This window comes from Streptomyces sp. cg35, from assembly GCF_050410835.1.
Lineage (GTDB): Bacteria > Actinomycetota > Actinomycetes > Streptomycetales > Streptomycetaceae > Streptomyces.
The window spans coordinates 107,024-127,160 of record NZ_CP191268.1 but is presented as its reverse complement, the minus strand read 5'-3'; the positions used below and the strand labels follow the sequence as shown (position 1 = coordinate 127,160).

General features: G+C 68.6%; 18 protein-coding genes and 3 pseudogenes. 10 read left to right on the top strand and 11 right to left on the bottom strand.

Annotation, left to right across the window (positions count from 1 at the left end; all coding sequences use genetic code 11):
* Positions 1-60 precede the first annotated feature (60 nt).
* Complete coding sequence (locus ACQUQD_RS00620) at positions 61-783, top strand: dienelactone hydrolase family protein (protein ID WP_428949896.1); 723 nt, start codon at positions 61-63, stop codon at positions 781-783.
* A gap of 195 nt (positions 784-978) precedes the next feature.
* Here the strand turns inward: ACQUQD_RS00620 and ACQUQD_RS00615 are convergent, their stop codons facing one another.
* The 4 genes from ACQUQD_RS00615 to ACQUQD_RS00600 all read right to left on the bottom strand — a co-directional run bounded on the left by ACQUQD_RS00615 (position 979) and on the right by ACQUQD_RS00600 (position 4,718).
* Entirely contained in the window at positions 979-2,007 is a 1,029-nt protein-coding gene (locus ACQUQD_RS00615; protein ID WP_428949895.1) for an ABC transporter substrate-binding protein, read from the bottom strand.
* Positions 2,008-2,048: 41 nt separating this feature from the next.
* Positions 2,049-2,822 (bottom strand): ABC transporter ATP-binding protein, encoded by a 774-nt coding sequence (locus tag ACQUQD_RS00610; RefSeq protein ID WP_428949894.1) that lies wholly within the window; start codon positions 2,820-2,822, stop codon positions 2,049-2,051.
* The gene (locus tag ACQUQD_RS00605) at positions 2,822-3,922 is read right to left on the bottom strand and encodes a FecCD family ABC transporter permease (protein ID WP_428949893.1); all 1,101 of its coding nucleotides are present in this window, start codon (positions 3,920-3,922) and stop codon (positions 2,822-2,824) included. Before ACQUQD_RS00605 ends, ACQUQD_RS00610 begins: the two co-directional genes overlap by 1 nt.
* Positions 3,923-4,277: 355 nt before the next feature.
* Positions 4,278-4,718 carry a PPOX class F420-dependent oxidoreductase gene (locus tag ACQUQD_RS00600; RefSeq protein ID WP_428949892.1) on the bottom strand — a complete coding sequence of 147 codons (441 nt, stop codon included), beginning with the start codon at positions 4,716-4,718 and terminating at the stop codon, positions 4,278-4,280.
* A 127-nt stretch (positions 4,719-4,845) separates the two neighbouring features.
* Here ACQUQD_RS00600 and ACQUQD_RS00595 point away from each other — a divergent pair, with 127 nt between their 5' ends.
* Together ACQUQD_RS00595 and ACQUQD_RS00590 are read left to right on the top strand one after the other, a co-directional pair.
* The gene (locus ACQUQD_RS00595; RefSeq protein WP_428949891.1) at positions 4,846-5,244 is read left to right on the top strand and encodes a DUF2809 domain-containing protein; all 399 of its coding nucleotides are present in this window, start codon (positions 4,846-4,848) and stop codon (positions 5,242-5,244) included.
* A gap of 209 nt (positions 5,245-5,453) precedes the next feature.
* Positions 5,454-5,960 (top strand): DinB family protein, encoded by a 507-nt coding sequence (locus ACQUQD_RS00590; protein WP_428949890.1) that lies wholly within the window; start codon positions 5,454-5,456, stop codon positions 5,958-5,960.
* Between the two features lie 2 nt (positions 5,961-5,962).
* Here the strand turns inward: ACQUQD_RS00590 and ACQUQD_RS00585 are convergent.
* Together ACQUQD_RS00585 and ACQUQD_RS00580 are read right to left on the bottom strand one after the other, a co-directional pair.
* Positions 5,963-6,174 (bottom strand): annotated as a pseudogene (locus ACQUQD_RS00585) (IS5/IS1182 family transposase); the annotation flags it as partial.
* 83 nt (positions 6,175-6,257) lie between these two features.
* Positions 6,258-6,824 (bottom strand): hypothetical protein, encoded by a 567-nt coding sequence (locus tag ACQUQD_RS00580; protein ID WP_428949889.1) that lies wholly within the window; start codon positions 6,822-6,824, stop codon positions 6,258-6,260.
* Between the two features lie 218 nt (positions 6,825-7,042).
* Between ACQUQD_RS00580 and ACQUQD_RS00575 the strand changes: the two genes are divergently transcribed.
* Positions 7,043-7,666 carry a TetR/AcrR family transcriptional regulator gene (locus ACQUQD_RS00575; protein ID WP_428949888.1) on the top strand — a complete coding sequence of 208 codons (624 nt, stop codon included), beginning with the start codon at positions 7,043-7,045 and terminating at the stop codon, positions 7,664-7,666.
* A 192-nt stretch (positions 7,667-7,858) separates the two neighbouring features.
* On the opposite strand, the gene ACQUQD_RS00570 is transcribed toward ACQUQD_RS00575, so the two are convergent.
* On the bottom strand, positions 7,859-8,506 hold the full coding sequence (locus ACQUQD_RS00570) for a TetR/AcrR family transcriptional regulator (RefSeq protein WP_428957409.1): 648 nt from the start codon (positions 8,504-8,506) through the stop codon (positions 7,859-7,861).
* 155 nt (positions 8,507-8,661) lie between these two features.
* Here ACQUQD_RS00570 and ACQUQD_RS00565 point away from each other — a divergent pair, with 155 nt between their 5' ends.
* A complete protein-coding gene (locus tag ACQUQD_RS00565; protein ID WP_428949887.1) occupies positions 8,662-10,131 on the top strand; it encodes an MFS transporter in 1,470 nt (489 codons plus the stop codon).
* Here ACQUQD_RS00565 and ACQUQD_RS00560 read toward each other — a convergent pair.
* A pseudogene (locus ACQUQD_RS00560) lies at positions 10,026-10,756 on the bottom strand (epoxide hydrolase N-terminal domain-containing protein). The gene ACQUQD_RS00565 and the pseudogene ACQUQD_RS00560 overlap by 106 nt on opposite strands.
* A gap of 99 nt (positions 10,757-10,855) precedes the next feature.
* Entirely contained in the window at positions 10,856-11,476 is a 621-nt protein-coding gene (locus tag ACQUQD_RS00555; RefSeq protein ID WP_428949886.1) for a TetR/AcrR family transcriptional regulator, read from the bottom strand.
* Positions 11,477-11,700: 224 nt separating this feature from the next.
* Between ACQUQD_RS00555 and ACQUQD_RS00550 the strand changes: the two genes are divergently transcribed.
* Positions 11,701-12,837, top strand: a complete 1,137-nt coding sequence (locus ACQUQD_RS00550) for an oxygenase MpaB family protein (RefSeq protein WP_428949885.1) — start codon at positions 11,701-11,703, stop codon at positions 12,835-12,837.
* A gap of 100 nt (positions 12,838-12,937) precedes the next feature.
* On the opposite strand, the pseudogene ACQUQD_RS00545 reads toward ACQUQD_RS00550, so the two are convergent.
* Positions 12,938-13,225 (bottom strand): annotated as a pseudogene (locus tag ACQUQD_RS00545) (LD-carboxypeptidase); the annotation flags it as partial.
* 219 nt (positions 13,226-13,444) lie between these two features.
* On the opposite strand from ACQUQD_RS00545, the gene ACQUQD_RS00540 reads away from it, so the two are divergent.
* From ACQUQD_RS00540 to ACQUQD_RS00525, 4 genes are all read left to right on the top strand, one after another.
* On the top strand, positions 13,445-14,050 hold the full coding sequence (locus ACQUQD_RS00540; RefSeq protein ID WP_428949884.1) for a hypothetical protein: 606 nt from the start codon (positions 13,445-13,447) through the stop codon (positions 14,048-14,050).
* Between the two features lie 93 nt (positions 14,051-14,143).
* Entirely contained in the window at positions 14,144-14,701 is a 558-nt protein-coding gene (locus ACQUQD_RS00535; protein WP_428957408.1) for an N-acetyltransferase family protein, read from the top strand.
* 227 nt (positions 14,702-14,928) lie between these two features.
* The gene (locus tag ACQUQD_RS00530) at positions 14,929-16,809 is read left to right on the top strand and encodes a glycoside hydrolase family 5 protein (protein WP_428949883.1); all 1,881 of its coding nucleotides are present in this window, start codon (positions 14,929-14,931) and stop codon (positions 16,807-16,809) included.
* Between the two features lie 280 nt (positions 16,810-17,089).
* On the top strand, positions 17,090-17,818 hold the full coding sequence (locus ACQUQD_RS00525; RefSeq protein ID WP_428949882.1) for a glycoside hydrolase family 16 protein: 729 nt from the start codon (positions 17,090-17,092) through the stop codon (positions 17,816-17,818).
* Between the two features lie 66 nt (positions 17,819-17,884).
* Here the strand turns inward: ACQUQD_RS00525 and glgB are convergent, their stop codons facing one another.
* Positions 17,885-20,137: a 1,4-alpha-glucan branching enzyme gene (glgB, locus tag ACQUQD_RS00520; RefSeq protein WP_428949881.1), complete on the bottom strand. Its 2,253-nt coding sequence runs from the start codon at positions 20,135-20,137 to the stop codon at positions 17,885-17,887.

Genomic DNA, 20,137 nt, shown 5'->3' with positions numbered 1-20,137 from the left:
ACGGTCGGGCGATAGGTCGTCCGGGAGCGCCGTCCAGCAGCACTCCCGAAAGGCACGACCATGCATTTCACTTCTGAGCAGCGCCTCGACGACGGCCTGCTCGAACGCGAATTCACCCTCGGCGAGATCCCCGGCACCCTGTGGACGCCTGAATCCGACGCGCCGGCCCCGCTGGTCCTGATGGCCCACAACAACGGCCTGCCCAAGGCACAACCCCGGCTGGTGGCCCGGGCCCGGCACACCGCGGCGAACGGCTACGCGGTGGCGACCATCGACGCCGCCGGGTGCGGTGACCGGCCCCGTTCGGCCGCCGACGAGCAGGCCCGCGCCGAACTGCGCCGGGCGATGCAGGCCGGCGAGCCGGTCGATGAGATCTTCGAGTCCCTTATCGGCCCTCTGGTCGACAAGGCGGTCCCGGAATGGCGGACCACCCTGGACGCGCTTCTTGCGCTGCCCGAGATCGGCGGCCCGGTCGGGTACTCGGGGTGGACCGCCCTCGGCATTCGGCTGGCCGTGGTCGAGCCACGCATCTCGGCCGCCGGCTTCTTCGCCGGGGGGTACGTGCCCCGCGCCCAGCGCGAGGAGGCTCGGCAGGTCACCATTCCGCTGCTCTTCCTGCTGCAGTGGGACGACGAGGGAAACCCCCGGCAGCGGGCCCTGGACCTGTTCGACGGCTTCGGTACCAAGGAGAAGACGCTGCACGCCAACCTGGGCGGGCACACCGGTACCCCGTGGTTCGAGGTGGAGGACGGAGTCCGGTTCTTCGGCCGGCACCTGAAGTGAGGCCAGGCCGTCGGCCCGACAGCGGACGGTAGGAGCTGTCAGCCAGGACGCTGCTCGTCGAGGGCCGGGACCCGTCCTCGATGAGCAGCGACCAGCAGGAGCGCAACCGCCCGATTGCGGCGCTCCTGGCGGGCCGGGGCGGAGCTCGGCCACCCGCGCCTGCAGCAGTTGGGCTCAGGCGTGGGCACTGCGAGTTCAGGAGCGGAAGCTTCTCAGCTTCGCCGCGAGTGAGCTGATGGCGGCGGGGTTGCGCGGGCTCTCGACGAGGTCGACGTAGTCGAGGACGACGATCCGGTGGTTCTTGATGGCGGAGACGTTCGCGAGCGGCTTGTACGACGTGAGGAACTTCCGCTTCTGATCCGCGGTGGTGTCCCCGTAGTTGTTGATCACGATGACCTCCGGGTCGCGGGCCACGACCGTTTCCCAGCCCACGGTGGTCCAGCTGTCCTTGACGTCCTTCGTGATGTTGTCGCCGCCGGCCTTGGTGATGATGTCGTGGGGCCCGGCGTAGGCGCCGGACGTGAACGGCTTGTCCTGGCCGCTGTCGTAGAGGAACACCCGTGGCCGCTCGGCGCCCTTCAGCGCCTTGGCCTGCGCTTGGGACACCTGCTTGCGGAACGAGGTGATCAGGGCGTCGGCTCTGTCCTCGACGTCGAACAGGGTGCCCAGGTTCTTCAGGTCCGTGTACAGCGCGTCGAGGGGCGCCATCACCCCGCGGGCTGTGCCCTGCCCGTTGCGGCACGACTCGCTGAGCACGTATGAGTCGATGCCGACTTCTTCCAGCGCGTCGGGTGTGAAGCCTTCGCCCTCGTTGAACCCGTAGTTCCAGCCCGCGAAGACCAGGTCGGCGCCGGCGTCCAGGACCAGCTCCTTGTTGATCTGTTTCTTGGAGAGCCACTTGGTCTTCTGGTAGCCGCCCTTCCACGGCACTGTGGTGAGGTCCCCCTTGTCGTCGGGCATGACATAGCCCGCCATGTGGTCCTCGAGGCCGAGGGCGAACATGATCTCGGTGATTCCGACGTCGTTGGTGACCACGCGCTGCGGGGCCCTCTTATAGGTCTTCTTCTCGCCGCAGTTCTCGATGGTGACGGGGTAGTGGCTGTCGGCTGCACGGGTGCCCTCTCCCTTTCCCCGGCCCTCCTCGGGCGTCACGTCCGCGCCACAACCGGTGAGGGCGAAGGCCAGAGCGAGGGCGAGGGCAGCGGGACGTGCACGGTTCTGCATGGTGGCGGTGGCTCCTTGGAAGGGGGCGGTGCGATGGCGGATCAGGGGGAGGGGAGACGGTCGAAGAGCAGTTGCACCGCGCCTGTTGCGGGGTGCGGCACCCGATGGGCCCGTACCTTGAAGACGTCCGCCAACAGTTCGGGCGTGAGGACGTCGTGAGGGGCGCCGGACGCGACGATCCGCCCGGCATCGATGACGTGGATGAGGTCGCAGTGCAGTGCGGCGAGGTTGAGGTCGTGCAGAGCCGTGAGCACGGTCAGTCCGCCGGCTCGTACGAGGGCCAGGACTTCCAGTTGCTGGGCGATGTCCAGGTGGTTGGTGGGTTCGTCCAGCACCAGCACCCGGGGCTGCTGGGCCAGCGCGCGGGCGATCAGAACACGTTGCTTCTCTCCGCCGGAGAGCGTGAGGAATCCGCGGTCCGCGAGGTGGCCGGCGCCGACTCCTTCGAGTGCCGCTCTGCAGGTGCGCCGGTCCTCGTCGGTGGTCCGGGCCACCGCCCCCTGGTGCGGCAGCCTGCCCATGGCCACGACCTCGGCGACGGTGAAGTCGAACTCCGCGACCGCCTCCTGCGGAAGGGCGGCGAGTCGGCGCGCACTCTCGCGTGCGCTCAGTGACAGCAGGTCCTCGCCATCAAGACGGACCATGCCGGCTGTGGGACGCAGGGCCCGGTACACGCACCGCAACAGGGTGGATTTGCCGCTGCCATTGGGACCGACGAGCCCCACGAACTGTCCGCTGCCCGCTCGCAGGGTGACGTCCTGCACCAGCCGGGCCCCTGAGATGTCAACCGTCAGAGCGTCGACGTCGACCTGCATCACACGCCCCCGAAGGTGTAGGTACGCCGACGCATGAGCAGCACGAAGCACGGCACGCCGATCGCCGCCGTCAGTACGCCCAGCGGCAGTTCGGCGGGCGCGAGAACCACGCGCGACAGGATGTCCACCCAGATCAGCAGCACGGCGCCGGCCAGCGGTGCGACGGCCAGCAGCCGACGATGATCCGCTCCCACCAGCATGCGCGCGGCGTGCGGAACCATCAGACCCACGAAGCCGATCGCCCCGCTGACCGCGACCACCGCTCCGGTGACGGCGGCGGCGGTGAGGAAGAGCTCTTTGCGCAGCCGCCCGGGATTCACTCCCAGCGCGGCGGCGGTCTCGTCTCCCATCGCCAGGACGTTCAAGCGCCGGGCCGACCAGCCGAGATGGACGAGGCCGCCGAACACGGCGCCCGCGGCGATCGGCACGGAGGCCCAGTCCGCGCCGCCCAGACTGCCGAGCATCCACATCATCGCGGAGCGGGCCGCTTCACCGTGCTCGGCAGCGAACACCATGAACGTCGTCACCGCCGAGAAGCCGTAGTACATCGCGGTACCCGTCAGCACGAGCCGCAACGGGGTCAGCCCCCGAGGGCTCTGGGCGATCGCGTACACGAGCACCATGGCCGCCAGCGCGGAGAGGAACGCCGCCGTCGACAGCGCCCAGACACCGAACGCGCTCAACGCCCCGAAGATGAGGACGGCGTTGGCGCCGACGGCCGCGCCTGAGGAGATGCCGAGGACGAACGGGTCGGCGAGAGCGTTGCGGACCATGGCCTGGACAGCAACGCCCACGGCCGCCAGGCCGGCACCGACGACGGCAGCCAGCACGGCGCGCGGGAAGCGGATCTCCCAGACGATGACGTACGAGGAGACCTCGTCCGGAGCGATGGATCCGCCGGTCAGCCCCGCCCACAAGTAGTGCAGCGCCTCGCCCCATGAGAGCCCCGACGCACCGATGCCCGCCCCGCAGGCGAGGGAAAGGGGGAGCGCGACGCACAGAACGGCCACCAGTAGGGGCAGCGAGACGCGCTGGGGTGGGGGCCCACCGTGCGTACTTCGGGGCAGCAGGGCGGGTATGCGGTCGCGGAGCGTGGCCACAGGCGGATCGCTTTCGCCTCGGGCCGTGCACCTGCGTGATCAAGAAGGAGCAGCTCCGGACGGGCGCCGTGTGCAGCACCTCTCGCAGTCCACGGCGATTGACAGGAGCTTCACCACCGTGGGTAATCGGGCTTACGGAACCTGAGTTCCGCCTACCGTTGCGGGTCAGCGCCGGACTTCGACCGGACTTCCCCCACGAGGCGCTTGCAGCTTAACGGGTATCCGATGCGGCTCGATCATTGAGGTCTCGCCTTGCGCGGCCGCGGCTTCAAGCGGGGCTCCTGGCCCCAGCCGTTGCGAGGGGCGAGTGTGTCAGGGAGGTGTGCCACGCAACGCACGTCATCCCAGGGGATGTTCAGCCCACGGGCTGGCCGTAGGCGCGTTCCACATGGAGCGTGAGCAGAACTCGCTTGTCGCGGACCATGGCGCTGCGGAAGTCGTCCCAGTCGGGATGCTCGCCATTGCGGTCGCGGTACAGGGAGATGAGTCCCTCGACGGTCGCATCGTACGGATCCGTGGCGACGGGCGTCAGCTCGGCGGTGCCCTCCGCGACGGTCCAGGCCGAGCGGTCCTGGTTGGTGACGTGATAGCTGGCGCGGGGGTCGCGGCGGAGGTTCCTCGTCTTGGCGCGGTCGTCGGTCATGGAGACACGGATGGTCTTGGCTGCGGGGGCGTACACGTGCCACACGTTGGACAACTGCGGGCGGCCATCGCGCTTCAGAGTGACCAGGATGCCTTCCTTGGTGTCGGCGGCGAGCTGGAGCAGTGCGTCATCGTGCGCCTGAGAGTCCGTCATGGCCAGCCCAACGACGCGACGGCACCATCGATTCCCCGCTACCCCTCCCGCGGGCGGTGGGCACCGTGCGCGGAGACCGAGGGAAGGAAACCCGTCAGAGCTCGGCGCAGCGCATAGGGTGCCGGTGATGAACAGACGGTGGTGGGCTTGCGGCGCAGCGGTGTTGACCGTTGCGGCTGGTCTTGGCGTGCGGTCGTGGGCCGGTGGAGACTTTGCGAAGTACGCGGGGGACACGCTCTATACGGTGCTCGTGTGTGTCGTCGTGGTCATGGCGGCGCCCCGCTTGCGGCCCGCTGTCGCTGCCGGCGTCGCGCTGGGATTCAGCTGGGCCGTGGAGCTGTTGCAGATCGTCGGGATCCCGGCGGTGCTGCAGCCGCTGCTCGGGTCGACCTTCAACGCACCGGATCTGTTCTGGTATGTCGTGGGAGCAGCCCTGGGATGGTGTCTCGCTGCGTGCGGATGGGGCCAAGGAGTCGACAGCTCGGCTGGTCCTCGTCGGCGCAGTCGCGTCCGGATCATCGACTGAGTTGGTGTCGCAGTCGTGGCGAAAGGCGGGGAGCGCAGAGTTGACGACGCGAGCTGTCCAAGAGTGGCTGGACGCCTACGTCACCGCCCTCATCGACGATCTGGGCTGAGCCGAGCCAGCCCGGAGGCACGCCGAGTACAGCTGGAGCAGGTGGGGCCCGTCGATAATTGCCTCGACATCGGTTGCCATGATCGGGGAGGCTTCGCGCGATGACCAGAATCGACGACACGCCGCCCGCGTGGGACGAACGCACCCAGCTCACCACGTTTCTCGACTACACACGTGCCACCGCGCGCGCCAAATGCGATGGCGTTTCCGAGGAGAACGCACGTAAGGCGCTCCTGCCGGGCTCACCGCTGATGACCATGAGCGGAGTGATCAACCACCTCCGCTGGGTCGAGTACTACTGGTTCCAAGTGGTCTTCCTCGGCGAGGAGGACCGGGCCCCCATGACGGATGAAGACCCCGACCGCGAGATGCGTATCGCCGTCGACTTCCCGCTCGCGCAGTTGCTCGACGAATACGCCGAGCAGAGCGCCCGCTACCGCGAGCTGGTGGCCGGGGCCGGCCTGGGCGAGCAGGCCCAGCGAGCCATCCGCAACGGCCTCCACGTCGACCTGCGCTGGATCCTGCACCACCTCATCGAGGAGACGGCCCGCCACAACGGCCACCTGGACATCCTGCGCGAGATGCTCGACGGCACGACCGGCAACTAGATCCGGCGTGGGCGGTTGGCCCGCTGGTTCTTCGGTTCGGGGACGGTGTGCTTGATCTGGCGCCGCCGCAGGTAGCGGCGATGGCGCCGGAGGAGTACGCCTTGTCCCCGCCGAGATGGTCGGGCCGCATGCGCGGGTCTCCGCTACCGAGGCCGCCGACACGGATGCGTTCCATGACCGGGATGGCCAGTCCGCCGAGGTGGCCCGGTGGGACAGCTCATCCCCGGTCGGAGCGAGCGATCGGCCACAGCCCGGTCCGGGGCCGGTGATCCACGCGCTCACGCGGGCCGTTCAAGCTCATGCGGTCTTGTCGGCTCGTCCCAAGCGGAGGGCGGAGATGAGGAAGAAGACCCCGCCGAGGAAGGCGTATCCGGCCAGGGTGCTCAGTGAGGCATCGTCCTTGCCGGCCTGCGCGATGAAGGAGGCTCCGGCGAGGGTGGAGATGGCGCCGCTCGCGATCATCGCCCACTGGCCTCCCATGCTGCGTCGCAGGACGCCGACGATCAGCTGGACGAGCCCCGCGGTGATCGCCCAGGCTCCCCATACGCGGAGGACGGCAGGGATGCCGGAGGACGCGGCGGCGACCAGACCTGCTGCGGTGAGGGTGCTGAGCGCGATGTTCGCGTAGAGACCGCGCACCGGTCCGCCGTTCGCTTCGGCGGCCCTGGCATCGACGACGGCGCACGCCACGTCGAACAAGGGATAGATCACCAGCAGCGTCGCGCTGAGGGTGCCAAGGGTGTGGGCGGATGTGAACAGCAGGACGGCCCAGGCGGCGGCGAACGCGAAGCGCACGAAATACAGGTGGCGCAGCGCTGCGGAGGCGCTCGCGGCAGGGGCGGGGGCTGCGACGGAGGTGTCCATGAGGATCCCTTTCGGTGAAAGCGGCGTCGTGTGAGCGAGGTGGCCATCGGGAGCCGTGTGCTGTCCGACCGTGTGCTGTGCGGACCTGCCGCAATGCGTCGCCCGGAAGTCATCCACTCCGATGAGGGAGAACGTTCGGTCTCGCTATTCATCTAAGGGTGCCCGCATCCCACTGTCAAGACCGAACGTTCTCCCTCGCAGGCTGATACGGTGGCGCCATGAGCGCGAGCAGAGAAGGCGGGAGCACGTCCGAGGCGCGGTCTCGCCTGCTCGACACGGCGACCCGGATCTTCTACGCGGAGGGAATCCACTCCGTCGGCGTGGACCGGATCATCGCGGAAGCGCAGGTCACACGCGCCACCCTGTACCGGCATTTCAAGGGCAAGGAAGAGTTGATTCTTGCCTATCTCCAGCAGGCTGACCACGGCATCCGGGCGCAGGTCGCGGCCACCCAGGTGGAGGGCAGGTCAGCGGCTGACACGGTCCGGGCCGTCAGCCGGGCCATCACCGAGGGCATCCAGTACTCCGGGTTCCGCGGGTGCGCCTTCCTGAACGCTGTGGCCGAGTATCCCGACCCGGCGCACCCGGTCCACCAGGCCGTGCTGGCGCACCGTCAATGGTTCCTGGAGACCGTCACGCAGTTGCTGGCGCAGGCGGGCTGTGAGCCCGCCGACGCGGCAGGGCGGCACTTCGTCATGCTCCGGGACGGGGCCATGGCGGCCGGCTGCCTTTTCGATCCGGTGCTGATCTCTGAGACGTTCCTGCACGGTGTCGAAGGCATCTTGTCCTCGCGCGCGACCGCCGTCCCGGAATCGGATGTGGCGCCCGCCCCCCAGGCTTGAGGCCCGATGGTCGCAGCGGCCCGGGGTGCCGGGTCGCCAGGTGCTGAGCTGTGACAGATCCCCACGCTGCGACCGGGCCGACGATCACTCCGGGCCGGTGGATCGCCGTGTTGGTGGCTCGCGGCTGAATCACGGCAACGTCGACTGACGACGCACGGCGCATCGCGGGTGGTCTCGCAGGCGGGTGACCGCTCAGGCGCCGGCTTGCAGGCGCAGGCCCGTCAGGGTCAGCTCCAGCGCGGAGCGGAACTGGTCGACATCGTCGTGGCCGTCGAACTCGTCGACGATCTCGTGCACGAAGGGGAACTCCTCGGGGTCGAGCTCCCGCCAGGTCCGGGCGAAGCGGCCGAGGAACTCGTCGCGGTCCACGGCGCCGCCGAGGACCTCCTCGGGCGGCTCCTGCCCCAGGTCGACGGCGGAGCCGACCACGACCCCCACGATCGCGGACACGGCGTGGAAGCGCTGGAGCGCGGTGAGGTCCAGGCGCAGGGTCTGCCGGCCGAGCTGCTCGTACAGGCGCAGCGCGTTGCCCTGGACGTCGGTGTTGCGCATGAAGTAGGCGCCGAGCCAAGGTCGCTCCACGATCGCGTCGAAGAGAGTCAGGGCCATCGCGCGCAGGTCGTCGATCGGGTCCTCGGTGCGCGGAAGCTTCTCGACGGCGGCCAGTACCTCGCCCATCACGTGGTCGGTGGCGCGGTCGAGCAACTCGTCCTTGTTCGCGACGTACCAGTAGATGCTGGCGACGCCGCCGCCGAGGCGCTGTGCGAGCGCCCGGAACGTCAGCGCCGGTGCCCCGGCCTCATCGAGCAGGGCCACCGCCTCGGTGAGCACGGACTCCATCGAGTGCGAAGCCCGTCGGCGTCCTCCGCCGGCGCGGTTCTGCTGGGGTGCCATGGCTTCATCCCATCACGTTTTGCTTCGTATCGAACGTTGTTCTATCGTAGCGTATCGTACGTTGTTCGATACCCGAACGGCGTTCGATCGAAAGGGCTGCCATGACTACTGCCACGCTCGAAAACCCCTCACGTACCTATCCGTCCCTGCGCGCGGCGTGGATCCCGCTGGCCGCCCTCTGCCTGGCATTCTTCGTCGAGATGGTCGACAACACGTTGCTGTCGATCGCGCTGCCGACGATCGGCCGCGATCTCGGCAGCGGGACCACCGCGCTGCAGTGGGTCACCGGTGCGTACTCACTGACCTTCGGCGGCCTGTTGCTCACCGCGGGGTCGATGGCCGACCGGCTCGGCCGCCGCCGGGTGCTGCTGATCGGACTCGCCGTGTTCGGCTCGCTGAGTCTGTGCGTCGTCCTCGTCACGACAGCAGGCCAGCTCATCGCCCTGCGGGCCGCGCTCGGCATAGCCGCCGCGGCGATGGCGCCCATCACGAACTCGCTGGTCTTCCGTCTGTTCGACGACAAGGCCCTGCGGATGCGCGCCATGACGGTGATGATCGTCGTCGGCATGTCCGGCTTCGTCCTCGGGCCCCTGCTCGGCGGCACCGCACTGGCCCATGTGCGGTGGGAGTGGCTGCTCGTCGTCAACGCCCCGATCGCACTGATCGCGTGCATCGGCGTCCGGCTCGGCGTCCCGGCCGACCGGCCGGAAGACCTGACGAAGGACGCGCTCGACGTGCCTGGCGCCGCGCTGAGCGTCGCCGCCATCGGACTCGCCTGCTACTCGCTGACCAGCGGTGTCGAGCACGGCTGGCTCTCCGCGATCACCCTCACGTCGATCGTGGGTGCCGTCGCGGCCGCAATCGCGTTCGTCCGGCACGAGCGCCGCAGCGCGGCACCCATGCTGGATCTGGGCCTCTTCTCCAACGGCACCGTCCGCGGCGCCGCTCTCGCGCAGATCGGCACGTCCATCGCGATGGCCAGCGTGATGTTCGGACTGATCCTGCACTTCCAGTACGCCTACGGGTGGAGCCCGGTGCGGGCCGGCCTGGCCAACCTCCCGATCATCGTGACGATGCTCGTCGCGACCCCCCTGTCCGAGTGGCTCGCGCGCCGGTTCGGCCACCGCATCGCCTGTCTGGTGGGCGCGGCCTGCCTGGCCGGTTCACTGGCGGGTCTCTCCTGGGGCGTCGACCACGGGTACGCCGTCATCGCGGTCTGCATGGTGCTCATGACCGTGGGGCTGCGCACCGTGATGACGATCTGCGCGGTCGCACTCGTCGACGCCATGCCGAGCAACCGCACCTCGATCGGCGCCGCCCTCAACGACACCGCCCAGGAGGTCGGCTCCAGCGTCGGCACCGCTGTGGTCGGCACCTTGATCGCCGCGTTGGTCACCACCCAGCTCCCCGCGGGCACCTGGAGCAGCGACCTCGTCGCGTCGTTCTTCCACGGCGAGCGGATCACCTACGCGCTTCTCGCGGTCGTCGTCGGACTGATCGCGGCCGGCGGCGCGCTGAGCCTTACTGACTCCCACACCATTGAGGAGCCTGCTGCCGAGGAAGCCGCCTGACAACGGGGGTTGTTGCTGATCAGGGCGCGGGTCTCGTACGGCTTGCCCGGTGAGAGAGTGATCTGCCCTTTGAGCTGCGGGACCGCGTCGACGATCCGGGTGGCTTCTGCCTCACCGAGGTCGGCCAGGGCGGTGATGAGGCCGTGGCCGGTGGAGTCGGTCGGGGCGCCGTGCCGACAGGGCTTGCCCGGCTGCGCCGTGTCAGTCGCGGAGTGTTCTGAAGAAGGCGCGGATGTCGTCGACGAACAGGTCGGGAACCTCGAAGCGAAGCCGGGCAGCGAGGGAATGACGACATGAAACGCGTCCGCCGGGTCCGCGCCGTGCGCGCGCGGATCGGTCAGCGGCCCGCTCGCCTCGAGGAGTTCCACGAACGAGGTGGGATAGCTGTGGCTGAGCAGCAGCAGCGTGGCGTCCGGCTCCGGCGAACGGAGGTGCAGGGAATGGATGGTCTGCCCGTCAATCTCGGTCAGGAACTGCGGAAGGCATTCAGCCAGGCCTCGTGGGCCCGCCAGTCGAATCCGTCCGCCCAATAACCGGCCAACGTATGAAGGTAGGCCGACAGGATGCCGTGATCCCACTCCGATGCGGCGCCCGCCACCGAGTACGGCGATCGGGTGCGCGCCAGACGATCATGCAGGTCATCGATATCGGCCTGCGGGATCTGGATCCGGAAAGGGCTCGATCGCGGCCGTCGTCATTCCGACGCCCAGGCCGTGCTGACGAGTCAAGCCGTCGCTCTGAGGTAGCTCAGCGTCAGCTGGGTCAGCTCCGCCAGGAAACGGTCCCTGGGGATGGGCGGGCGGTCCAACAGATAGCGGACCGTCAGATGCTCGACCGTGCGGACCAGCATCCAGGCCGCCGCGGGCAAGGAGAGATCCGGGCGTAGTTCCTCGCGTCGAGAGGTGAGATAGGCCAGGACCAGTTCGCCGATGCGGTCCTCGAAGACCCGCAGGGCGCGGCCGTCGTCCAACCGGGGACCGTAGACGATGGCGGCGCGCAGAAACGGCGGCTCCACGTCGAGACCGTCCAACAAGGTCGCGAGGGTGGCGCGGACGATCACCGGTGCGGGCTGCTCGAACTGACCCGTCATCTGGGCGGTCACCCCGGCCACCAACTGGTCGCTGTAGCGCTCCAGCACGGCCAGGACGATCGCGTCCTTGTGCGGAAAGTACTGGTACAGCGAACCCGGACTCAGGTCGGCCGCCGTCGCTATACGGCTGGTCGACGCGCCCTCGTAGCCATGCTCGGCCAGGACCCGCTCGCCCGCCTCCAGGATGCGTTCAACCGTCGCCCGCGAGCGCTCCTGACGCGGAATCCTGCGTGGAGACACGCGAGTGCGCGGCACGCGCCGGGCGTGGTCGCCAGGCGATGACGTGGGCATCAGAAGACGAGTTGAACGCGAATATGAAAGACCGTCAGCATCGACTCATGGTCGCACACGAGCCTTCACCGCGAGATGACTTGGCCGAGCCGAACCGGACAAGGACGCCCCCGTCCACGTACCCACAACGCTTCCGCGAGACAGAACGTCGCAACCGTCGCGTAGGGCGGCCGCTGCGCTTGTTGCGCGTGAGCCGCGGCCGCGTCGATGACCGTCTGCTCGCCACCATCGGCGAGCGGTTGACCGCACGCGACGAGATCGGCGCCGCCCTGGCGAGCGCCCTGCGCATCACCGACGCCGCGCACCCCGACAAGGTCACGATGAGGCAGTTCCGGCGCGCGCTCGTCGACGGCATCGACTCGGTGGCCAACCCGCCCCGAGCCCTTCGGGATTTCTTCGCCGCGGTCGACCCGGTGCCGGACTGGGTGGACTTCGACCTGATCGACGAAGGCGGGCGGGTGGCGCGCAGATTCGGTCGTAACACCGCTGACGTGATGCTGCAGCTCGCGCTGATCGGCTCTTACCGGTTCGACGGACCGCCGCGGCTGCTGGTCGAGACGGGCGCGCTGGTCGGCGGCTCCGCACTGCGCAGGATCGCCGAGACCCAGCAATGGGCGACCGCGGTCACCGCTCCCGGCGCCCTGCGTCGCACGGGGGACGGCTTCCGCCTCACCGTGCACGTACGGCTCATGCACGCCCTGGTCAACCACCAGTTCGAGCACAACGACCGGTGGGACGCCGGGCGTTGGGGCCTGCCGGTCAACAGGACCGACCTTGCCGCCACCCTGGGTCTGTTCAACGCCGTTCAACTGCTCGGCGTCCGCCTCCTCGGCGTGCGCGTGACCCGCGCGGAATCACGCGCCCTCATGCACCTGTGGAAATACGTCGGCCATCTGATGGGCGTCGACCAGGACTGGCTCTGCGATCACGAGTCCCAGCAACACCGCCTGAACTACCATCTGCTGCTCACCCAGAGCTACGGCGGAACAGCCGGCCCGCCCCTGGCCGGCGCCCTCGTGGAAGCACAACGCCAGCTGTACTTCCCCCACTTCGCCCACCTGCGCCGCGCCTACACCCGGGCCCGGCTGCTGAGCATGCTGCGCTACTTCCTCGGCCGCCAGGGCATGCGCGACCTGGACCTGCCGCTCGCCCTGCCCTGGGCCGTGCCGCCCCTCATAGCCGCCAACGTCCTGCGCTATCAGATACTCGGCCGCACCGAGGCGGGCCGCGCACACCTCGAGCGCCGCGGGGACCGTTTCATCGAGCGGCACCTGCGGCGACACTTCCACGAACGGACGCCGGATGTCGCGGCGCTCGACGTCTAGGACATGACCTACTCGCCCTCACGCCAACCGCCCGTTATGGCCCCTCCGGCCTCGTCGCCGGGCGGTCGGTTGTGCATGGGGAGGAGCGCGAGTCGATACTTCAGAGCCTGGTCCGGGTGAGTTCGCTCCGCTCGATGTGTGGACCAGGCGGCCGTGCGCCCCATTTGGTGACCGGCATGTACGGCGGCACATGTCCGCATTCCACGTCGGCGATGATCGGTACATTCAATGGGCCGAGCGCGTCCAGCACGGCCTGGTGCCGGGACAGCGAGGGGGCGCCTGGTGCCGAGGTCCGTCCGACAAGCACAGCATTTGCCGCGTCGAAGAAGCCGGCCAGGTGCATGCCGTGCAGGTTGCGGCAGATGGCGAAGGCGTCGTCACCAGCGGACCGCGTAGTCGTCCCAGCCCGAGGACCTGTTGTGGCCGGGCGGGTATCGGCGTGAAGGGCCCCGCGCTGTGCCCTCCCGGACCCCTGGCTCTTGGCGTCTGCGCAACGCCCTATAGGGTCCTGACCACCGAGGCAGTCGTGTGCACGCCGCTGAGGCGGCGGGCCAACTGCCCCGCAGAGTAAGGCAGTTCCAGCTCCCGCCCGCACCGAAAGGCAACGATGAACTCGGCCCCGGCTCCGACTTCCGCCGCAGCGCCGGAGAATCGCGCCGCACGAGTCATCACAGACCTCTTGCAGCCCCGCAACGTACTGGTGGCGGGCATGCTCGCCATCGGCGTCGCCGCTGCTGGTGACCTCTCCGGCCTGCCATGGGGACTGCTCGGCGCACTGTGCGCAGGCATCGTGCCCGCGAGCTATATCGAGTACCACCGCAGGCGGGGCACCTGGGGAGACCGCCACGTCGTCGACCGCACCAAACGAGCCCCCATCTTCCTCGTCATCCTGATGTCGATCGGGGTCGGCGTACTGGTCATGCTGGCGGGCCATGCCCCGCCGGACATCCTGAAAGCCATGATCGCGCTGTGGATCATGACTGTCGCGCTCCTGAGCGTCAACACCGTATGGAAGATCTCGGTCGACTCCGCGGTCGCCTCGGCCGTCGTGGCGCTGCTCGCTGTCGTCCATTCTCCTTGGTGGCTTCTGGGCTGCACCGTCACCGCCGCGGTGTGCTGGTCCCGTGTGGCCTTGCGCTATCACACGGCGCCGCAGACCGTGGCAGGCGCCGTGTGCGGAGCACTCACCACCGTTGCTTGGGTCGTGGCCTGACGGCGAGCGGCTGCCCGGCCGTTCACACCCTGCCAGGGAGCAGGCCCATGCCTGGGCGCGGGGCTGGCTAGGCTGGAGATCATGAATGCGGCCATGAACAGCGGAATCACCACTGAGCCTGACATCCTCGACGCCCGGGAGCTGGCGTCCGATCCGGAGCTGGAGGCCCGGTTCGCGGAATCGGCCCACCAGATCCTGGCGGACCTGGTCGGTGGAGGCGCCGCGCTGGGCTGGGTCGAACCGCCCTCGAAGGATGAGGTGGCGGAACTCGTCGGCCACGTCATGGCTGCGGTGCAGTCCGGAGACGGGGCCCTGCGCGCCGCTTACCTCGGCCGACGCCTTGTCGGCCTGGGGTACTGGCTGCGCTACGCCCGACCGACCCACCGGCCGCACGCCGATCTCGAAAAACTCGCGGTGGACGCCGCTGCCCATGGCCGCGGTGTCGGGCGGGCACTCACCGATTCCCTGATCGCCGACGCCCGCGAGGCAGGCATCGAGGTCCTCACCTTGGACGCCCGGGGCGACAACACCCGCGCCCTGCAGCTCTACCGGTCCCTGGGCTTCACCGAGTACGGCCGACTGCCCGATTTCGTCGCCGTCGGAGATCACCGCTACGACAAGGTCTTTTACATGCTCGACTTCCGTCAGTAAAGCTGACCACGGATGGCTGGGCGACGGGAGCCGACGGCAGGCCGGTCGGGCCGACTTCGGGAACTGAGTCAGGGACAAGTCGGCCGATGCCGGCGTACGCAGGTACCTGCCCGCCGCTTCTCGGGCACTCTTGCGTCCAATCCACCCTAAAGATGTCGGTGTCCCTTCAATTCTGCGTAGTGCGGCTCTAAGGTCGGGGCGATCCTTCCCCACAGAGGAGTCGCCCAGTGCGCTCGCGCTTGCTGCTCGTTCTTGCCCTGCTGGCGACGTGGTTGTTGCTCGGCCCGTCCGCGGTCATGGCTCAGCCGGCCAGGACCACGCCGAACGCCACAGCCGATGCACCACCCGCCTGGAGCGCACCGCTCAGCACCCGAGGTTGCTACATCGTCGATGCGGACGGGAAGCGGTTCAAGCTGAAGTCGGGCAACTGGCATGGCTCCAGCGGCACCTGGGACGGATCGGGCTCGCCCGACGATCCGGCGCACAACCACGCGGGGGAAGTGGGGCACCGGGCGCCACTCGGGCTGGACCGGGTCCCGATGAGCCGGATCATCGCCGACTTCCAGGGCCTGGGACTCAACAGCGTGCGCCTGCCCTTCTCCGACGAGATGCTCAGCGACACCCAGCCGGTGACCGGGCTGACAGCGAACCCGCGCCTGAACGGGCTGCGCCCCCTGGAGGTGTTCGACGAAGCGGTTCAGGCGCTGACCGATGCCGGATTCGCGGTCATCCTCAACAACCACACCACGACGACCCGTTGGTGCTGCGGCGTTGACGGCAATGAACGCTGGAACAGCGGCCAGAGCACCCAGAAGTGGCTCGACGACTGGGTGTTCATGGCGAAGCGCTACCGTTCCAACCCCCGCGTCGTGGGGGCCGACCTCCGCAACGAAGTACGCCGCGATGTGTTCGACGACCCCAACTGGGGCCTGGGCGATGCCCACGACTGGGCCGCAGCCGCACAACAAGCCGGCGACCTGATCCTCAAGGACGCCAATCCGGACCTGCTCATCATGGTCGAGGGCATCAACTGGGCCGGCATCCCGGTGGACGGGTTCTGGCACGACCGACCGCTCCTCAAGCCCGTCGCCGCCCTGTCGAACACACTGGTGCGCTCCCACAAGCTCGTCTACGCCGCCCACTTCTACGGCTACACGGGACCCCGGCACAGCGGTGCGACCGGCACCGGCGAGACCACTGATGCCCGCTACCGCGACCTCGGCCGCGACGACCTGTTCTCGGTCATGCGCGACACGGCCTCCTACGTGGCGGACACTCCCGACCGGCACTTCACAGCCCCTGTGTGGATCAGCGAGTTCGGCGTCGCCAAGGACACCGATGCCAAGGAGCGCACCTGGTTCGCCAACACGGTGGACTTCCTCATCGACCACGACCTCGACTTCGCCTACTGGCCGGCCGTCGGCTTCCACGACAATGACCAAGGCAATCGCTGGGGTCTGATCCGCTACGACACCGCAGGCACGGCCCGCAGCATCCTCGACGGCGACGACTGGCGCGCGACCGCCTGGCGCAAGCTCACCGCCGCTCCAGGGCGGGAGGGGACGGTGCCGCAGGTGCGTACCTGGTCGATGCTGAAGGCCACCCATGCGGACGCCAACCGCGCACTGCGGGCCGCAGCCGACTGGGACAGCGGAGCACGCAAACTGTCCTGCCCCGACGACCAACGGCTCATCGGCATCAGCCAGCGAGGCCAGGGCGCTTTGTGCACCGACGCAGGCGCCTCGGCTCTCGCGGCCTCCGGGGCACCGGTCAAGGTTGCCTCGCAGGCGAACGTCACCGCGGACTGGGCGAGCGGCTTCACCAAGTACCAATGCGCCGAAGCACAGTTCATGATCGGGTACAGCGTCCGGGGCAACCGGGTGTCCGCCGTGTTGTGCTCACCCGCACGCATCACACTCGCAGGCGCGGGCCGCACACTGTGGGACGACCGAGGCGACAGCCGCCCCGCCTCCGGCGAAGGCGGCGACTACGCCACAGGCTTCTACAAGGCGCAATGCAACGCCGACGAGTACGCCGCCGGCATCGCCTTCTCCACGGCCATCGGACGCGGCGGAACAGCCGATGCCCTGTACTGCCGCAAAATCTAGCCCTTCGACCGAACCCCTCTGCCTGCAGTCGAAGCTCCGTCCGGCAGCGGAGTTGCCGCCCGGGCCCTTTCGGAGTGCAAACCCTGAGAGTTGACACATCCGACGCGATGCGGTCGCCAGAAGTGCGCAGGAATCCCCACCTCATGTCTTCAACTAAAGAAGTCAGCTGAAATCTGCTGCCGTGAGTCTTGTCAGGTATTGAACGGACTTCTACAGTCCGCTACTGAAGTGGTCGTGGGACCGCTCCCACGGTCAATGTCATCCGAGCAATGGAGCCGCGATGTCATCCGCACTTCTCAAGCCGGCCAGACTCATCACCGTTGTCCTCGCCTCGCTGTCGCTGCTTCTCCTCGGCCAGCCGCGAGCGCACGCGGGAACCTGGGGAGCGCCGCAGACGGTCAACTCCTGGAACACCATCAGCGGGAGATGGACCGCCAACAACGAGTTGGAGACCTACACACCGGACTGCGTCTGGTACGACGGCGGCACGCTCATGATCAAGACGTACAAGGCCGCCGACGGGACGTACTACTCGGGTCGCGTGGAGTCGAAGGCGCTCTACGGCTACGGCACCTACAGCTTCACCGCGAACATGCCCAACGGCCAGGGCCTTCTGCCCGCCGTATGGGCGGCGTACCTGAACCCGTGGCTGCCCGAGTTCGACGCCGCCGAGATCGTCGGGCAGAACCCGAACACCGTGTACCAGACCTTCCACGACCCGAACAACGCCCAGACGCAGTTCTCGAAGGGCAACTCCTCGGGCTGGACCAATGCGTTCCACACGTACTCGTTCACGTGGTGGCCCGACCACATCGACTTCACTGTGGACGGCACCATCACCGGCACGAAGTGGTACACCACCGCTCCGGGTGTCGGCATGCGCTTCATCGTGAACACGGCAGTCGGCGGGGACTGGCCGGGCAACCCGGACTCCTCGACGTGGGCCACAGCAGACGGGGCCAGGTACCTCAAGGTCTCGTCGATCACCTACACGCCGTACACGCCGTGACAGCAAGATCCGCCGCACGCGCCGCATCTTGAGAGGCCTTCCTCGCCAACGCCTCGACGGCGGCGGTCAGGCGAGCCCGGGGGCTCCGGGGCTGAGCCAGAGCGCCGCCAACGGCGGGAGGCGCAGCGTGATCGAGGCGGGGAAGCCGTTGTGGGCGCGGGGCTCCTGGGGGAGGGGCCCCGCGTTCAGGACGCCGCTGCCGCCGTAGCGCAGGGCATCGGTGTTGAGGATCTCGCGCCAGGTCGACGGGGCAACGTGAGGGACACCGATCCGGTAGTCGTCGCGTACCTCGGGGGAGAAGTTGACGACGACCAGGAGCGGGTCGCCGTCGGCGGAGTGGCGGAGGAACGCCAGGACGTTGTCGTCCGCTGCGTCCGCCTCGGTCCAGGAGAACCCCGCAGGAGTGCAGTCCTGCTCCCACAGGGCGGGGTCGGCCGTGTAGAGCCGGTTGAGGTCGGACACCAGACGCTGGACGCCGCGGTGGTCCTCGTGCGCGGGGTGATGCCCGTCGAGCACCCACCATTGGGGTCCGTCGGCCTCGGACCATTCGGCGCCCTGCGCGAATTCCTGCCCCATGAACAACAGTTTCTTGCCGGGGTGGGCCCACATGAAGCCCAGGTAGGCGCGGTGGTTGGCGCGCTGCTGCCACCAGTCGCCGGGCATCTTCGAGACGAGTGAGCGCTTGCCGTGCACGACTTCGTCGTGGGAGACGGGCAGGACGTAGTTCTCGCTGTACGCGTAGACCATCGAGAACGTCATCTCGTGATGGTGGTACTTGCGGTGGACGGGGTCGCGGGCGAGGTAGGCGAGGGAGTCGTGGGACCAGCCCATGTTCCATTTGAGGCCGAAGCCCAGCCCGCCGAGGCCGCCCGCTGCCGGTTGGTCCGTCGGCCGGGTCACGCCGTCCCACGCGGTCGACTCCTCCGCGATGGTGACGATGCCCGGGCAGCGCCGGTAGAGAGTGGAGTTCATCTCCTGCAGAAAGGCGACAGCGTCCAGGTTCTCCCGTCCGCCGTGCGCGTTGGGCGTCCAGGTGCCGTCCGGGCGGGAGTAGTCGAGGTAGAGCATGGAGGCGACGGCGTCGACGCGCAGGCCGTCGATGTGGAACTCCTGACACCAGTAGATGGCGTTGGCGACGAGGAAGTTGCGCACCTCGCGGCGCCCGAAGTCGAAGACGAGCGTGCCCCAGTCGGGGTGGGCGGCCTGTGCCGGGTCCTCTGGTTCGTACAGGGGGCGTCCGTCGAACCGTGCCAGCGCCCATTCGTCGCGGGGGAAGTGGCCGGGAACCCAGTCGAGGATGACGCCGATACCCGCCTGGTGCAGGGTGTCGACGAAGTACTTGAAGTCGTCGGGGGTGCCTAGGCGCGCGGTGGGGGCGTAGAAGCCGCTGACCTGGTAGCCCCAGGAGCCGCCGAAGGGGTGCTCGGCGATCGGCAGGAGTTCCACGTGCGTGAAGCCCAACTCCCTCGTGTACGCGGCCAGTTCATCGGCCAGCTCTCGATAGGTCGCACCGGGTCTCCATGAGGCGAGGTGCACCTCGTAGACGGACATGGGCGCCGTGTGGGCCGGACGGTCGGCGCGTTGCCTCAACCACTGCGCGTCGCCCCAGCCATAGTCGCTGTCCGCCACGATCGAAGCGGTCGCAGGCGGCGGCTGTGTGCGACGGGCCATGGGGTCGGCACGCTCCAGCCTCGCGCCGTCGGGACCCGTGATCTCGAACTTGTAGAGGGCTCCCGCGCCGACTCCGGGGACGAAGAGTTCCCAGACGCCGGAGCTTCCGAGCGAGCGCATCGGCAATGCTGTGCCGTCCCAGTGGCAGAAGTCGCCGCGCACGCGTACGCCCCTGGCGTCGGGCGCCCAGACAGCGAAACGCGTGCCCGAGACACCTTGCCGCTCCAGCACATGGGCGCCGAGCACGGTCCATAGTTCCTCGTGCCGTCCCTCGGAGATGAGGTGGAGATCGAACTCCCCGAGCGTGGGCGGGAAGCGGTACGGGTCGTCGACCTCGACGACCGCGTCCGCATAGGCCACGCGCAGACGGTGCGCGCCGCTGCTTCCACCCGGGATCGTGCCTGCGAACAGGCCGCCGCCCTCGTCGTGCAGGGCCCACGCGGTGGGCCCTGCGAGGACACAGACGGCGAGCGCGTCCGGCCGCAGGCAGCGCACGATCAGACCGTCGGGCCGCGGGTGCGCGCCCAGGACGGAGTGCGGATCATGGTGCTCGCCGCGCAGCAGCCGGCCGCGGTCCTCCGCGGCCAGAGCCGGCGCGCGGTGCGCGCGGTGGGTGGCGGTGGTCGGTGCCACGTCGGCGACGGCCAT

What these genes read in the sequence shown, in the direction of transcription:
- ACQUQD_RS00620 (WP_428949896.1), top strand. Translation starts at nt 61, where the DNA reads ATGCATTTCACTTCTGAGCAGCGCCTCGACGACGGCCTGCTCGAACGC.
- ACQUQD_RS00615 (WP_428949895.1), bottom strand. Translation starts at nt 2,007, where the DNA reads ATGCAGAACCGTGCACGTCCCGCTGCCCTCGCCCTCGCTCTGGCCTTC.
- ACQUQD_RS00610 (WP_428949894.1), bottom strand. Translation starts at nt 2,822, where the DNA reads ATGCAGGTCGACGTCGACGCTCTGACGGTTGACATCTCAGGGGCCCGG.
- ACQUQD_RS00600 (WP_428949892.1), bottom strand. Translation starts at nt 4,718, where the DNA reads ATGACGGACTCTCAGGCGCACGATGACGCACTGCTCCAGCTCGCCGCC.
- ACQUQD_RS00595 (WP_428949891.1), top strand. Translation starts at nt 4,846, where the DNA reads ATGAACAGACGGTGGTGGGCTTGCGGCGCAGCGGTGTTGACCGTTGCG.
- ACQUQD_RS00590 (WP_428949890.1), top strand. Translation starts at nt 5,454, where the DNA reads ATGACCAGAATCGACGACACGCCGCCCGCGTGGGACGAACGCACCCAG.
- ACQUQD_RS00580 (WP_428949889.1), bottom strand. Translation starts at nt 6,824, where the DNA reads ATGGACACCTCCGTCGCAGCCCCCGCCCCTGCCGCGAGCGCCTCCGCA.
- ACQUQD_RS00575 (WP_428949888.1), top strand. Translation starts at nt 7,043, where the DNA reads ATGAGCGCGAGCAGAGAAGGCGGGAGCACGTCCGAGGCGCGGTCTCGC.
- ACQUQD_RS00570 (WP_428957409.1), bottom strand. Translation starts at nt 8,506, where the DNA reads ATGGAGTCCGTGCTCACCGAGGCGGTGGCCCTGCTCGATGAGGCCGGG.
- ACQUQD_RS00565 (WP_428949887.1), top strand. Translation starts at nt 8,662, where the DNA reads ATGACTACTGCCACGCTCGAAAACCCCTCACGTACCTATCCGTCCCTG.
- ACQUQD_RS00540 (WP_428949884.1), top strand. Translation starts at nt 13,445, where the DNA reads ATGAACTCGGCCCCGGCTCCGACTTCCGCCGCAGCGCCGGAGAATCGC.
- ACQUQD_RS00535 (WP_428957408.1), top strand. Translation starts at nt 14,144, where the DNA reads ATGAACAGCGGAATCACCACTGAGCCTGACATCCTCGACGCCCGGGAG.
- ACQUQD_RS00525 (WP_428949882.1), top strand. Translation starts at nt 17,090, where the DNA reads ATGTCATCCGCACTTCTCAAGCCGGCCAGACTCATCACCGTTGTCCTC.
- glgB (WP_428949881.1), bottom strand. Translation starts at nt 20,137, where the DNA reads ATGGCCGTCGCCGACGTGGCACCGACCACCGCCACCCACCGCGCGCAC.